Genomic DNA, 14223 nt, shown 5'->3' on the forward strand with positions numbered 1-14223 from the left:
TGCGGGCTTCTTTGGGTCCTTCGAAATTGACTTGGGTTTTGGCCGGAAAAAGCCGCGCGGCTGAAGCTTGCGCTCGGACCGGCGAACCATTTTCAGAAGCTGCGAGACGGCACGTTCGGGAATGGGCTCGCCGAAGTGATAGCCCTGCGCGTATTCGCAACCGATAGAACGCAGAAAAACGGCTTCATCAGCTCGTTCGACCCCTTCGGCCGTAATGGTCATCGAAAGCTCGTGGGCGAGCGCCACCATGGAGCGCATGATCGCGGCGCCGCTTCCGGTCCCGCAACCGCGCACAAGTCCACCATTGATCTTGATCGTATCGAATGGAAACCGGTGCAGATAGGCGAGGGATGAAAAGCCGGTGCCAAAATCGTCAAGGGTCAGTTCGACGCCCGACCCGCTGAGGACCTTCAAAACCTCGACCGCCTGTTCGGGATTATCCATCAGCAAGCTCTCGGAAATTTCCAAGCGCATCGTGCCTTGCGGAGCAATATTGCGGCCAAGAACGTGGCGCACTTCCTGAACGGATTCCGGACGGAAGAACTGTCGGCCCGAGACGTTGACGGAGACAAAGATGGGTCGCTCTGAGCGGGGAAGCTCCAAAGCCCACCGAGCGACGTCCTTGGCAGCTTTTACCAAGAGATAAGAGCAGAGCTTGATCAGCAGCTCGGTGTCGGCGGTTTCGCCCAGTTGGGCCAGCGGATTTATGAGACCAAGATTTGGATGCTCCCAGCGCAGCTGCGCCTCGAAACCGGCGAGTTCCTTGGTCGGGAGGTAGACGATCGGTTGGTATAAGACCTTAAGGTGGTTCTTCTCGATCGCGCGCGCGAGATCCGCTTCAATCTGTTCGTCAGCTTCACGATCACGCCGCATCGACGGATCGAAGACTTCAATGCGATCGGAACCGCTCTGCTTGGCCCGATACATCGCGAGTTCTGCATCCTTCAGGAGATCGCTATCGGCGGCTTGGGTTCCTTCCCAGACCGCGACTCCCATCGAGCCCGTCAAAATCACTTCCTGATTGGCGAGCGGGATCGGCGCACGGAGCGACCGGCGTACGCGCTCGGCAAGGGCCGGCAGGTTGCGGGCTTCTCGCTCTCCAGTGAATAGCATTGCAAACTGGTCGCCGCCTACGCGGGCAACGGTATCCTGTGGGCCAAGATGGCGCTGGAGGCGACGCGCGACCGTCAACAATAGGCTGTCGCCACGGACGAGCCCGAAGGAAGCATTCACGCTCTTGAACTTATCAAGGTCGATGAAGATGACAGCGGGCTTCACGGTGTTGTCGGACTTGGCCCGAACGACAACATTCTTCAGGCGGTCGATGAAGAGTTCGCGATTGGGAAGACCGGTCAGGCGGCAATGGACGGCGTCGTGCAGCAGACGCTCGTGTGCACGCTTCGAGTCCGACACGTCGCGCATCAGTCCGACGCAGCGAAGGGTCCGGCCATCGGCATTCGGGACGCTTGCGGCTTCCAGCTCGAACCAACGCCAGCTGTTATCGGAATGCCGCAAGCGGAAATCGCTCTTGATGCGAATGCCGGAGCGCTCCTGCGCCGACATCAGCGTTACCCGGAAGCGTTCCTTATCCGTTGGGTGGACATGCTTGAGGAAGTCCTCGACCTTCGACGACAACTCACCCGGCATCAACGAAAGCGCCATCTCGACTTCGGATCCGACCTTGATCTCGTCGCGGCGGATGTTCCATTCCCAAATTGTCGATCCGGAAGCGGCAAGAGCAAGTGATCGGCTTTGCAGCTCGTTCGGGGCGCCGGAATAAACCGCGTCGGCGGATCGGAACGCGAACTGGGTGACGGTGAAACCCATCAGGATGACTACGAGGACCAAGCCCGCAACGAGACTTGCAACCACGACGTCGCCCGACATGCGGCCGGTAAGCGTCATGCCGGTCGCGAATACCCAGACGAGAAACAGCAGCCACGTGGGCACCAGTGACAAAGCACGATCCTGGCCCTTGAACGCCAGGAACACGATAAACAGCCCACCCACGCTACCGATCGCCAGAAAAGACAGGCGCGCGAACGTCGCTGCGAGACGCGGGTCGATGACGGCCACGGCGATCAACGTCAGCTGCGCAACGATCCAAACGCCGATCATCATGCGAACGATGCCGTGCCAAAGGCCCAGCCGCAGGAATGTCGAAAGGAAGATGACGAAGCTCGACGCCATGGCAGCTTCGCCCGCGGCGCGATAGACCGCGTTGTCCTCGGGCCGCAAATTGAAAAGTTTATGGAAGAAGCCGAAATCTACGCAGAGATAGTTCAGCACCGTCCAGGCGACGAGGGCCGCAGCAGGAAAAATGAGCTTGTGGTTTGCCGCGAAAATGGACGTCAAAAAAATCGCAAGCAGGCCTGTCAACCCAAGCATCGCGCCATTGAAGAGCTGGCGGTCGCGACTTTTAATTTCGTAGTCGATCGGCTGCCATAGGTACATGCGCGCATAGCGATCGCCAGCCAGCTCGGCCACATACGTAATCGTCTGCCCGGGCTCCAGCGTGATGCGGAAAACGTCTGCCTTATCGCTCTTAATGCGTTCCGGAACGAACCCCACGGAAGGCGTCACGCTTTCGATGCGGCGCGCGTCCAAGTCGGGCCAGACGGTGCCGGACCCCACAATCGTATAGCGATCGGCCGTTAAAAGGCGTTCGAGCGATTTGTCCGTCTTGTTGGTTAGCGCGAAGACCATCCAATTCGGGCTGGTGCCGGGAACAGAGGCCCGAACTGTCATACGGCCAGAGACGCCATCCGATCCGGCCGCGGTCTCAACCTGCAAGCTGTCGCCTCGGCCTTCATAGGCTTCGCCAAGGGTGGTGATTTCAATGCGTTCTTGGTCAGCGCCAACGGGGATCGGCGTCAACGCCTCGGCACGGCCCGCGAGTGACACGAGGCAAGCCGCGACGATACCCACAAGCCCTAGCCAGGCTCGTGTTCGCGTCCCCCTGCCCTTCCCCCAGGCTGCCATCAGCCCCCCTGTTCCAACCTCACTGCGGCCAGCCCCTCGGCCAAGCACGCGTAGAGGATGTGGTCCTCCCATCGGCCGTTGATCTTCAGGTATCCCCGGGCCATGCCTTCGCGCTCGAACCCGACGGTCTCGAGTACCCGCATAGAAGCGAAGTTGTTCAACATCGTGGCGGCCTCGATGCGGTGGAGCCGCAGGGCGTTGAAGGCCATTGGCAGAAGCATACCGACAGCCTCCCGCATGTGCCCACGGCCAGCATAGGGTGCACCCATCCAATAGCCTAAAGACGCCGTCTGCGCCGATCCACGCCGCACGTTCGAGAGGGTAATTCCGCCAATCAGTGCCCCAGTGGCGTTCTCGAAGATGAAGTAGGGGTAAGAGACATCGTTGTGGATATCTTTGGCATAGGCTCTCAGGCGGCGGCGGTACATGGTGCGGGATAAATCGTCCGGCGACCACGTCGGCTCCCACGGCGTCAGATGGGCGCGACTCAGCGCTCGGAGTTCAGCCCAGGCGGTGTAATCCGCGACCACAGGCTGGCGTAAAGTCAGCGCGCGACCGCTTACGACCTCGAAATCCTCGTCGGGACGGATTGAGCGGAGAAATGCCATACCGCCGCTTACCTCGCTGCCTTGCCAACGGCGACCGGGGCTTCAATCGGCGCGAACCGCGAGGCTATGCGCGAGGCTTGTGCCGAGGACTTGCGGCCTGAGCCAATGACCGCGACCGAGGGCGCCTCCGTGGTCAACTGTCGTGCAAACGCTTTGATCCTTGCGGCGTCGACAGCGTCGACCTGTTCGATCAACTCGGCGATGGGAATGAGGCGGTCATGGGTGAGAAGCTGACGGGCCATTTGCTCGGCATTTGCTGCAGAGCTTTCGAGGGCCATCAGGAGCCCGGCCTTCAGCTGCGCCTTGGAGCGTTGCAGTTCTGGCTCGGTCGGCCCCGCTTCTGCGATTTCAGTCAATTGCGCTGCAACGACCTCGGCCAGTTCGTCGACAAGTTCCGGGGATGTGGCTGCATGGACCGACAGCATTCCAGTGTCCCTTAATCCCCAGATGGAAGAGTCGATCGAGTAACAAAGGCCTCGTTCTTCTCTGATCTCTTGAAACAGCCGCGACGACATTCCGCCGCCAAACAATCCCGAAAAGACCTGCGCAGTGTAGAAATCCGGTTCAAGATAGGACGGTCCCGGAAACCCGATGAGTAAATGACTTTGCTCAAAGGGCTTGTTCGAACCGGCAAAGCCTCCCCGGTAATACGCAGCCGATTCACTTCCCCGTTCACGATGAGTGAGCCCACCGAATAGGGCCTCAACGTGGCGAACTATGGATTGATGGTGTACTGCGCCCGCAGCGGAAACGACAATTGCATCAGGGAGATAGTGCTGATCGAGGTACCACTTGAAGTCGGCCGCCTGAAAGCTTCCAACGCTCGCCTTGGTACCTAGGATGGGGCGGCCAAGAGACTGGCCTGGAAATGCGACACCCTGCATGAGATCGAAAGCCATGTCGTCCGGGTTGTCATCCGAGGCGGCAATCTCTTGCTGAATGACTACCCGCTCGCGCTCGATATCGTCGGCGGCAAACTTCGAATTCAGTAGGATGTCGGCGATGAGTTCCAAAGCAACCTGATCATCGCCTTTCAAAACGCGAGCGAAATAGGCGGTGGTATCCAAGCCGGTCGAAGCGTTGAGGTCGCCGCCGACGCTTTCGATTTCGTCGGCAATCTGACGGGCGGAGCGCTCCTTTGTGCCCTTGAACGCCATGTGCTCGAGAAAGTGAGCGAGACCGTGCTGGTCATCGCGTTCATGACGCGCGCCTACCGCCACCCAGACGCCGAGCGATACCGTTTCGAGACGCGGGATGTGCTGGGTAACGACGCGGATCCCATTCCGAAGAGTCGTGATCTCCGTCGTCATCGCGACACCCCCGAAGCAGCGCGAGTGTGATGAAGGACGAACTCTTCAACCGCGGCGAGGCTGTTGGGTAGCACATCGAAACGCTCGTTATCCGTCATCAGGTGCTCGAACCCTGGCGGCAGAGGAGGACGCTTATTGGTGATCGCTTCGATGGCGTCCGGGAATTTCGCCGGATGGGCGGTAGAAAGGACGACGGTATGCTCGTCTGCCACCTGTTCAGCGGCGACGAATGCGCAGGCGGTATGGGGATCGAGTTGATAGCCGTATCGCTCCTCGGTGGATCGAATGCAATCGGCTACGTCCGGTTCGGTGGCGCAGACAGCTGCAAAATCCTTTTGGAGGACCTGCGTGAGGTCACCCAGTTCAAAAGACCCCTTGGTGGCGAGTGCCCCCATCAAGTCGCAGACGCGACCTGCATCGCGGCCGGACGCTTCGAACAGATAGCGTTCGAAGTTCGATGAAATTTGAATGTCCATGGATGGAGACGACGTCGCGATAACGTCGCGCATGGCGTACACGCCGGTCGATACGGCGCGAGGCAAAATATCGTTTTCATTCGATGCGATGATGAGCTTGTGGACCGGAAGCCCCATGCGCTTGGCGACGTAGCCTGCGAAGATGTCGCCGAAGTTTCCGGTCGGAACGGCGAAAGACAACTGTTTCGATGCGGCGACGCCAAGCCGGGATACGGCATAGAAATAGTATGTCACTTGCGCGACGATGCGCGCCCAATTGATCGAATTGACGCCCGATAGTTCGACGCGATCGCGAAAGCCATGGTCGTTGAACATCCCTTTGACCAGCGCCTGGCAATCGTCAAAGGTGCCTCGGATCGCGAGGGCGTGGACGTTCTTCTCGGCCGGCGTCGTCATCATCTTCCGCTGCACATCGGACACTCTGCCTTCCGGATACAGGATGAAGACGTCCACTCGCTTCGAGGTGCGGAAAGCTTCGATCGCAGCTCCGCCCGTGTCGCCGGACGTCGCGCCGACTATCGTCGCCCGTCGGCCTCTCTTGGTGAGTACGTGATCCATCAAACGGGCGAGCAATTGCATCGCCACGTCCTTGAATGCGAGCGTCGGACCGTGGAAAAGCTCGAGGATCGTCAGTCCCGGCTTCAGCGTCTTGAGCGGTGTGACCTCGGGCGTGTTGAATACGGCGTAGGCATCGCTCGCCATTCGCGCGAGCTCTGCGCGCGAAATTTCATCGCCCGTGAAAGGGTGGATGACGTCGACGGCGATTTCGGCGAACGATTTCGTCGAAAACGAAGCGATCGTCTCTGGCGAGAGAACGGGCCAGATGTCGGGGACGTAGAGGCCGCCGTCCCGCGCCAGCCCCGCGAGCACAACATCCTCAAATCCATGTCTTTCGGCTTCGCCACGCGTTGAGATGTAGTTCAAATTCGTTCTCGATCCTAAAGCCCGAGCATGGCGGGCCCTCAAGTTGTTCTGACGAAACTAATACCAACGCAGGGAGTATCGTCCAATTACTCGTCAACGGATGGAGTTTCGCCATCCCTCAAGGCCGCTAACCGCTGTCGAGCGAAGACGACGAAAACGCCAATCAGGGTCAACGCAAGCCCATACCATGTTACAACGTACTGAAGATGGTTATTGGGCAAATTGATTTCCGTAGTCCCGCCCTTCGGCCAGCCCCCGGGGTTGGGGGGTGAGGCGTCAGCGTCAAGCGAGAAAGGCGCGAAAGCCTGGCCCTTTTCAGCGTTGAACTGGAGTTCGGAAGGTGGCCCTTGAGGTCCCCACTGCATGGCGTCCAGGTCGCGCCAATACAGCCGATTTCCGGCGAAATCGTTCTCGGGCAAGAACCAGGTCTTCTGAGGCGGCAGCCGGACCAATCCCGTGACCGTCACCACCCCGGGCACCTGCCCCTCTGTCCGCTTGGACGGGTCCTTCAGCGCGTCAGGGACCCAACCGCGATTGACAAATATCGGCGGCAGACCGCCTTGCGGTATCAGGAGGGTGTAAATATCCCACCCCTGGGACGTGTCCTTTGGATCGTAAACGTGCCGTTCGCGGCCGTAGTCGAAGGTGCCCGTGACGCGCATGTGGGTGTATTCTACGTCACCTGATTTGACGTACTCGGACAGAACGGCGGGGTAGGACACCGGCTCGGCATTTCGGCGCGTTTCAATCCGGGCGATGAGGCCCTCTTTCCACTCCTTGCGGTGCCACTGCCAATTGCCGAGAGCAATCAGGACCGGCAGCAGGGCAATCGTCATGAGCCCTGGGAAGATGAGCCCGGCGGCGCGCCAGCGCGCAAACATGATTACTCCTTGGAGAGACGGGCTTCCTCAGCCTTGTTCTTGTACTGCAGAGCGATCAGCAGCGCCTTCAGGAAACGCAAGAGAAAAACCGCAAGAAGCGGGGTGAGAATGCCCCAAAGCATCACGTGCACCCACCATGGCACGCCGAACTCGAATTCCGCGACCAGAGCGCCACCGATGCAGAGAAAGCCTAGAATGAAGATGGCGAACACTGCCGGTCCGTCACCGGTATCGACGAACTTGTAATCGAGGCCGCAGGCGTCGCATCGATCGCGCATATTGAGCACGTTGACGAAGAGCTTTCCCTGACCGCAGCGCGGGCATCGGCACCGAAGTCCGGCAATGAGCGGCGAGACGGTTTGAGCTGATGACTGCAAGGCGATCTCGATCTCATGTGGCGCCAGCGACGGCGGTCTAGAAAACTTCAAAAGTCGTGATGGTCAAACAGCAAGAGGCGGCTCTAGGCCGCCCCTTGCGTAAATCATCGTTGCGCACCTGCGCGTCACTCTGCGCCCGGAACGATCGGACCTGCGCCCCACACGTAGATGCAAGCGAAAAGGAACAACCAGACGACGTCGACGAAGTGCCAGTACCAGGCGGCAGCTTCGAAGCCGAAGTGCTGCTGTGGCGTGAACGCACCGCGCATTGCGCGCACAAGGCAGACCAAGAGGAAGATCGTGCCGATCATCACGTGCGCGCCGTGGAAGCCGGTCGCCATGAAGAACGTCGATCCGTAAGAGTGCCCAGCGAAGCTGAAGCCGGCGTGGCTGTACTCAAGTGCCTGGCAGAACGTGAATGTCATGCCGAGAAGCACCGTCAGCACGAGGCCGATAACGAGGCCACGACGGTCGTTCTTCAGAAGCGCGTGATGCGCCCAGGTCACCGTGCAGCCGGACGTCAACAGGATCAGCGTGTTGACGAGCGGCAGCCCCCAAGGATTGAAGGTGTGTTTGAAGAAGCCCGGGATCGTAGCGTCGGTCGCTTCGACGGGCACCGGAGGCCACTTACCACCGAACACCTGATCGCGCGTCGTCGTGCCAACCACCGATGCCGCGTTGTTCATCAAATCGTGGACGCCGGCGGGGAACAGGGCGAAGTCGAAGTAGGCCCAGAACCAAGCGACGAAAAACATCACTTCCGACGCGATGAAGAGGATCATGCCATAGCGGAGATGAAGCTGGACGACCGGGGTCTGATAGCCCTGGTTTGCTTCGCGGATGACGTCGATCCACCAGGCCCAAGCGGTTGCTACGACGGCCGTTGCGCCGATGGCGAAGAGCCAGGGGCCCTTCATTCCAAGTACGCCCAAGCCGTCGACATGCGTGCGCATCCAGACGATGGCGCCGACCGCCATGATAAGCGCCGACAATGACGCCGCCAGGGGCCAGGGACTCGGATTCAAAAGGTGATAGTCATGGTGCTTTGCGTGCGTATCCGCCATTTCCGTCTCCGTCCCCTTCAGGCCCGTTCTTGCTTGATTTCCAGCTCGGCTTATCGGTGCTAGCCGCGTCTGCCACGCCTTCCATTCGGTGTTTGAACCATCTTCCTATTAATTTCAGCCCCCGCTCTTCGCCGGCTTATCGGTCACGTCCGCGGTCGCGGCCGGCCGGTCTACCGGGTAGAAGATGTAAGACAATGTAACCTCGGTCAGCGGCGCGGTATCCTGATCATCGACCATCTTGGGATCGATGAAAAACGTCACAGGCATTTCCACCGTCTGGTGCGGTTTGAGCGTCTGCTCGGTGAAGCAGAAGCACTGAATCTTATTGAAGTAGGCGCCGAACACTTCCGGCGTCACATTGAACGACGCGTGGCCCGTTACGGACTTATCCGAATTGTTCGTAGCTCTAAAAAACGCCAGGCCCGTCTCGCCGATCTTGACGTCCATCTTGGTGACATCAGGCTCGAATGTCCAAGGCAGGCCTTGCGCCACGTTGGAGTCGAAACGGACCGTGATCGTCCGATCAAGAACCTTATGCGACGCGGCGCTCGCTCGCTGCGTGGTTCCGCCGTAGCCTGTGGCCTTGCAGAACATCGTGTAGAGGGTCGGAGACGCTGCGGTGATCGCCGTCATCACGCCGAGACCGAAGAGGCACGCAAAAACCGCGCGCCGGTTGTTGCGAGAGGATTGCGATCGTCTGGCCTCGTCGGGTTGCACGGTGCGATCCTTATCCATCAGCCCATGCCGTTCACGACGTTACCGCCAAGCCGTACAAACGTGGCGATGTAGAATGCGATGACCATGAAGCCCAGCGCCAAACCGATGGCAATCGACCGCCGCCGCCGGATCCGCTCGGCGCGATGATCGATGCGCTCTGGATGTCTAGGTTCTTCCGTCACGCTGCCTCACGCAAGAATTCGGCTGATAACGGCTTCGCCCAGAAGGACCGCGAACAGCAAATAGAGATAAAGGATCGAAAACCAGAAGAGCTGCCGCGCAGCCGTATCAGCTTCCCGTCCTTCGGTCGTAATGTAGACGCGCACGGCGAGGGCGAGGAAAGCTGCCCCCAAGACTGCCGAGCAAATGAGGTAGGTCACGCCACCAAGGCCAACGAAATAGGGCGCCACAGCGAGCGGTACGAGCAGCACAGAATAAATGAGGATCTGGCGCCGCGTCTCCTTGAGACCAGAGACGACCGGTAGCATCGGGACGCCGACGCGTTCGTAGTCGCGGCAGCGATACAGAGACAGCGCCCAGAAATGCGGTGGCGTCCACATGAAGATAATGAGGAAGAGCAACAGGCTGTCCAAGCTGACATCGCCAGTCACCGCCGCCCAGCCGATCATCGGAGGGAACGCACCGGCGGCGCCGCCGATGACGATGTTGTAGGGCGTTCGCCGCTTGAGCCACATCGTGTAGACGAAAAGATAGAAGGCGATCGTAATGGCAAGAAGGACGCCGGCCGTCCAATTGACCAACACGCCGAGGGTCAGCACGGAACAAACAGCGAGAACCCCGCCGAAGCTGAGGGCTTCTTCACCGGTAACCCGACCGCGCGGAAGCGGGCGGGCTGCCGTCCGTGCCATACGGGCGTCAATGTCAGCGTCGTACCACATGTTGAGCGCACCGGAGGCGCCTGCGCCAATGGCGATCGTGATGATCGCGATCGTTCCGAGGATAGGATTGATGGGCCCCGGAGCAGCGAACATGGCTGCGAGCGCGGTGAAGACGACAAGCGTCATCACCCGCGGCTTCATGAGCTGAATGAAATCGCCGACGCTCGGTTCGAACGTCAGGTCGCTTTCGCTGATTTCACTCTGGATGCTCATGTGCCCGATGCCGGTTTGTATTTGATTTTATTGTTGTGGAAGCTGCGGACCGAAAAGGCTCGGTCCGCAGTAGGGCATTGCCGATCAGTGATGATCCGTCGAGGCGATGCGCGGCAGCGTCTCATAGGAATGGAAAGCTGGCGGTGACGGCAGCGTCCACTCGAGGGTCGTTGCACCCACGCCCCAAGGATTGCTCGCAGCCTTCTCCTTACGGATGAAGTAGGCGTAGAACATTCCGAAGAGGAACACGAGCAAGCCGGCCGTCGTGATGTACGACCCGATCGTCGAAACACGGTTCCAGTAGGTGAAAGCCTCCGGATAATCGGCGTAATGGCGCGGCATGCCGGCAAGACCGAGGAAGTGCTGCGGGAAGAACAGCACGTTGGCGCCGATGAAGGTCAGCCAGAAGTGCAGCTTGCCCAGGAACTCACTGTACATGTAGCCGGACATCTTCGGGAACCAGTAGTACCAGCCCGCGAAAATGGAGAACACGGCGCCGAGTGACAGCACGTAGTGGAAGTGAGCCACGACGTAGTAGGTGTTGTGCAGCTCGCGATCGATGCCGGCGTTCGAACACATGACGCCGGTGACGCCGCCGATCGTGAACAGGAAGATGAAGCCCAAGGCCCAGATCATCGGCGTGCGGAACTGGATCGAACCACCCCACATCGTCGCGATCCACGAGAAGATCTTGATGCCGGTGGGCACCGCGATGACCATCGTCGCGAACATGAAGTAGGCCTGCGTATCGACGCTAAGACCCGCCGTGTACATGTGGTGCGCCCAGACGACGAAGCCGACGAGACCAATGGCGACCATAGCGTAGGCCATCCCAAGATAGCCGAAGATGGGCTTGCGCGAGAAGGTCGACACGATGTGGCTGATCATGCCGAAGCCCGGCAGGATCAGAATGTACACTTCCGGGTGACCGAAGAACCAGAACAGATGGGCGTAGAGCAGCGGATCACCGCCACCGGCCGGATCATAGAAGGTGGTGCCGAAGTTGCGGTCCGTCAGCAACATCGTGATGGCGCCGGCAAGAACCGGAAGCGACAGAAGAAGAAGGAACGCCGTCACCAAAACTGACCAGGCGAAAAGCGGCATCTTATGCAGCGTCATGCCCGGAGCGCGCATGTTGAAAATGGTCGTGATGAAGTTGATCGCGCCAAGGATCGAGGATGCGCCCGCGATGTGCAGTGAGAGGATGGCGAAATCGACGGCAGGCCCTGGATGGCCAATCTTACTCGATAGCGGGGCGACAACGATCCAGCCCGTGCCCACACCATTCGCGTCAGCCGTACCGGGCACGAACAGCGAGATGATCAGAAGCGTGAACGCGATCGGCAGAAGCCAGAACGAGATGTTGTTCATGCGTGGGAACGCCATATCCGGCGCACCGATCATTAGAGGCACGAACCAGTTGCCGAAGCCGCCGACCATCGCGGGCATAACCATGAAGAACACCATGATCAGGCCGTGCGCGGTGACGAATACGTTGTAGACGCCTTCGTTCGCGAAATACTGCAGACCCGGCTCACGGAGCTCAAGCCGCATCATCAGCGAGAGGAAGGCGCCGACACAGCCCGCGAAAATCGCGAACAGCAGATAAAGAGTTCCGATGTCCTTGTGGTTGGTCGAAAAGAACCAGCGCTTGAAGAATGGCGGGGCGTGATCGTGGTCGTCCCCCGCTACATGTGCCGTGCTTCCCATATCGTAAAGCCCTTGTCCCGGTAGTTTTTCCGATGTTCTTTTTTTGTCGCTTTTACTGCGTGAGGCAGCAGGCGCCGTGATTTACTGCGCCTGCGCTACCGACTGCTCAATGACGGCTTGGCTTGCGGTGTCGGCGTCGAGAATTTCCTGCGCCTTCTTTCCGTCCTTAGCCTTCAGAGCGCCCATCCATACATCATACACAGGCTGCTCGACGACGCGGACAACGATCGGCATCGCAGAATGCAGCTTACCGCATAAGACCATGCACTGACCAAAGAAAGAGCCGATTTTGGTAGGCTTGAACCACACGGCTGCCGTGCGGCCTGGAACGGCCTGCTGCTTGGCCCCGAACGACGGCACAGCCCATTGGTGGATGACGTCGTTGGATGTGACGAGAACCACAACGTTCTTGTTAACAGGAACCGCGATTTCGCGATCGACCGACAGTCGGCGGATCTTCTTGTCCTCCTTCCAGAGGGGAAGAGAGTCGGTATAGAGCGCGTTGTGAAGCTCGGCACCCTCGAGAGCGCCATACTTTTTATCGAAAGCTTCCTCGCCCAACTTAGCGCGCAGCAAATCCTCGTCGTTGATGATGTTCGAGGTGACCGTCACCTTATCATCGACGTACTCGTGCTCCCAGAACCAGGCGTCGCCGATCGCCTTGATGGTCACATCAGCCTTCGGGAAGGTGTACTGATTGAACAGCAGGTGGAAGGAGGGAAGGGCGATCGCCACCAGGATCAGGATCGGCACGATCGTCCAAGCAACTTCCAGCAACGTATGGTGGGTCGTGCGCGAAGGGGTCGGATTGCTCTTCTCATTGAAGCGGAACATCACCCAGACCATCAACACGAGCACGAAAAGCACGATGACCGTAATGATGATGTTGACCAAATCGAAGAGGCGGCTGATCTCATCCATCAAAGGCGTTGCGGAGAGCTGCAAACCCAGCTGCCCCTGCGAGGGCTGGCCTAGCCCTGCGAGCGCCGGTGTTACGCCACCGAGAGCAATCGCCAAACACGCGGCCGCCATAACGGCAACCGCGCCAAACATCCTCTTCGACATTCCTTCGCTCCCAGTTCGTCGCACCAGATCTTGCCTGACGCGACAGCCTCCCTTGATTTGTCCGCCGGCGAGCGAACAATCCCCGTTTCGTTATTGCCCGGCCTCGAAACCGGGAACGATCCGAACGTGCTCGGACCGTATGCCTCATCGTTTTGTTAAGGCGGGTTGATAAAAAGCACAATCCGCTCAAGCGTCTCAAGTCAACTTTTCTGCGTCATTTATTCGCGAAATTCGTGCGCGACGTCAGCGAATCAACGACTTTGGTCGAGCCGCTCTCACCTCCGGCGACGACAGAATTCGGCCGAAATCCTAGTCGAGGTAGCGCAGGCTTTCCCGTCACCCTTTCCGACAACTGGGCGCCGCCCGCGAAACAAGGACACTGGCTTGTCGCTGCAAAATAGCGGGTTCCCGAGCGGATCCCTCATCCTGACGCGGCTGTTGGAGGCGGTTTTCCCCCGCAATTGGCCAATCGTGTCGCGTGCGCTGGTGTTGGCACTGTTCGCAGTTGCACATCTCGGTCTGATGGTGTCTCTCGCGGGAGGTGCGCATGCGGTGGACGCGCCGGAGGGGACTGTCAAAGCCCAGCACGGCGATTGGCAGGTCGTGTGCAAAGAGCCGCCACCGGGCGCCAAGAATGGCGTCTGCGCGCTCGTTCAGAGCGTTACTGCCGAAGACAAGAACAACATCGGCCTAACGGTCTATTTCCAGAAATTCTCGAACGGCACCCGCGTTCTTCGGGTCTTCGCGCCGCTCGGCGTGCTGCTCCCGCCAGGCCTTGGCCTGAAGATCGATGACAAAGACGTAGGCCATGCTCCCTTTCTACGCTGCCACAGCTTTGCCTGTTATGCTCAGGTCGTCGTCGAAGACTCGCTCATTCAACAGCTGAAGACCGGCAAAACGGCGATCTTCATCATCTTCCAAACCGAGGAGGCGGGAATCGGCATTCCGATTTCGCTCAAGGGGTTCGCCGAGGCGCTTGACGAGCTGAAATAAGCAA

Annotated in this window: 13 protein-coding genes; 1 reads left to right on the forward strand and 12 read right to left on the reverse strand. The window is 59.2% G+C overall.

Features of this window, described 5'->3' with window-relative positions:
• From EKK30_RS17830 to coxB, 12 genes are all read right to left on the reverse strand, one after another.
• The coding region (locus tag EKK30_RS17830; RefSeq protein ID WP_290987044.1) for an EAL domain-containing protein at positions 1–2982 on the reverse strand (2982 nt) is incomplete at its 3' end.
• On the reverse strand, positions 2982–3590 hold the full coding sequence (locus EKK30_RS17835) for a GNAT family protein (protein ID WP_290987046.1): 609 nt from the start codon (positions 3588–3590) through the stop codon (positions 2982–2984). The genes EKK30_RS17835 and EKK30_RS17830, both read right to left, overlap by 1 nt.
• 8 nt (positions 3591–3598) lie before the next feature.
• A complete protein-coding gene (locus tag EKK30_RS17840) occupies positions 3599–4900 on the reverse strand; it encodes a pitrilysin family protein (RefSeq protein ID WP_290987048.1) in 1302 nt (433 codons plus the stop codon).
• The gene (thrC, locus tag EKK30_RS17845; protein WP_290987049.1) at positions 4897–6300 is read right to left on the reverse strand and encodes a threonine synthase; all 1404 of its coding nucleotides are present in this window, start codon (positions 6298–6300) and stop codon (positions 4897–4899) included. The genes EKK30_RS17840 and thrC overlap by 4 nt, the downstream gene beginning before the upstream one ends.
• Before the next feature lie 86 nt (positions 6301–6386).
• The gene (locus EKK30_RS17850; RefSeq protein WP_290987050.1) at positions 6387–7181 is read right to left on the reverse strand and encodes an SURF1 family protein; all 795 of its coding nucleotides are present in this window, start codon (positions 7179–7181) and stop codon (positions 6387–6389) included.
• A gap of 2 nt (positions 7182–7183) precedes the next feature.
• Positions 7184–7558 carry a DUF983 domain-containing protein gene (locus tag EKK30_RS17855; RefSeq protein WP_290987052.1) on the reverse strand — a complete coding sequence of 125 codons (375 nt, stop codon included), beginning with the start codon at positions 7556–7558 and terminating at the stop codon, positions 7184–7186.
• Between the two features lie 125 nt (positions 7559–7683).
• Positions 7684–8622, reverse strand: a complete 939-nt coding sequence (locus tag EKK30_RS17860; protein WP_290987054.1) for a cytochrome c oxidase subunit 3 — start codon at positions 8620–8622, stop codon at positions 7684–7686.
• A gap of 114 nt (positions 8623–8736) precedes the next feature.
• Positions 8737–9357 carry a cytochrome c oxidase assembly protein gene (locus EKK30_RS17865; protein WP_290987057.1) on the reverse strand — a complete coding sequence of 207 codons (621 nt, stop codon included), beginning with the start codon at positions 9355–9357 and terminating at the stop codon, positions 8737–8739.
• Positions 9357–9521, reverse strand: coding sequence for a protein CoxF (locus tag EKK30_RS17870; RefSeq protein ID WP_290987060.1), 165 nt, complete (start codon positions 9519–9521; stop codon positions 9357–9359). The genes EKK30_RS17865 and EKK30_RS17870 overlap by 1 nt, the downstream gene beginning before the upstream one ends.
• A 6-nt stretch (positions 9522–9527) precedes the next feature.
• Entirely contained in the window at positions 9528–10451 is a 924-nt protein-coding gene (locus EKK30_RS17875) for a heme o synthase (protein WP_290987062.1), read from the reverse strand.
• 84 nt (positions 10452–10535) lie between these two features.
• Positions 10536–12161 (reverse strand): cytochrome c oxidase subunit I, encoded by a 1626-nt coding sequence (gene ctaD, locus EKK30_RS17880; RefSeq protein WP_290987063.1) that lies wholly within the window; start codon positions 12159–12161, stop codon positions 10536–10538.
• 81 nt (positions 12162–12242) lie between these two features.
• The gene (gene coxB, locus EKK30_RS17885) at positions 12243–13226 is read right to left on the reverse strand and encodes a cytochrome c oxidase subunit II (protein ID WP_290987065.1); all 984 of its coding nucleotides are present in this window, start codon (positions 13224–13226) and stop codon (positions 12243–12245) included.
• A gap of 384 nt (positions 13227–13610) precedes the next feature.
• On the opposite strand from coxB, the gene EKK30_RS17890 reads away from it, so the two are divergent.
• Complete coding sequence (locus tag EKK30_RS17890; RefSeq protein ID WP_290987066.1) at positions 13611–14219, forward strand: invasion associated locus B family protein; 609 nt, start codon at positions 13611–13613, stop codon at positions 14217–14219.
• Positions 14220–14223 lie beyond the last annotated feature (4 nt).

The sequence above is a fragment of the Hyphomicrobium sp. genome (genome assembly GCF_003987855.1).
Taxonomy (GTDB): domain Bacteria; phylum Pseudomonadota; class Alphaproteobacteria; order Rhizobiales; family Hyphomicrobiaceae; genus Hyphomicrobium_B.

Coding starts and splice junctions, on each gene's coding strand:
- EKK30_RS17875 (WP_290987062.1), bottom strand. CDS start 10,451: ATGAGCATCCAGAGTGAAATCAGCGAAAGCGACCTGACGTTCGAACCG.
- ctaD (WP_290987063.1), bottom strand. CDS start 12,161: ATGGGAAGCACGGCACATGTAGCGGGGGACGACCACGATCACGCCCCG.
- EKK30_RS17865 (WP_290987057.1), bottom strand. CDS start 9,357: ATGGATAAGGATCGCACCGTGCAACCCGACGAGGCCAGACGATCGCAA.
- EKK30_RS17835 (WP_290987046.1), bottom strand. CDS start 3,590: ATGGCATTTCTCCGCTCAATCCGTCCCGACGAGGATTTCGAGGTCGTA.
- coxB (WP_290987065.1), bottom strand. CDS start 13,226: ATGTCGAAGAGGATGTTTGGCGCGGTTGCCGTTATGGCGGCCGCGTGT.
- EKK30_RS17850 (WP_290987050.1), bottom strand. CDS start 7,181: ATGTTTGCGCGCTGGCGCGCCGCCGGGCTCATCTTCCCAGGGCTCATG.
- EKK30_RS17840 (WP_290987048.1), bottom strand. CDS start 4,900: ATGACGACGGAGATCACGACTCTTCGGAATGGGATCCGCGTCGTTACC.
- EKK30_RS17860 (WP_290987054.1), bottom strand. CDS start 8,622: ATGGCGGATACGCACGCAAAGCACCATGACTATCACCTTTTGAATCCG.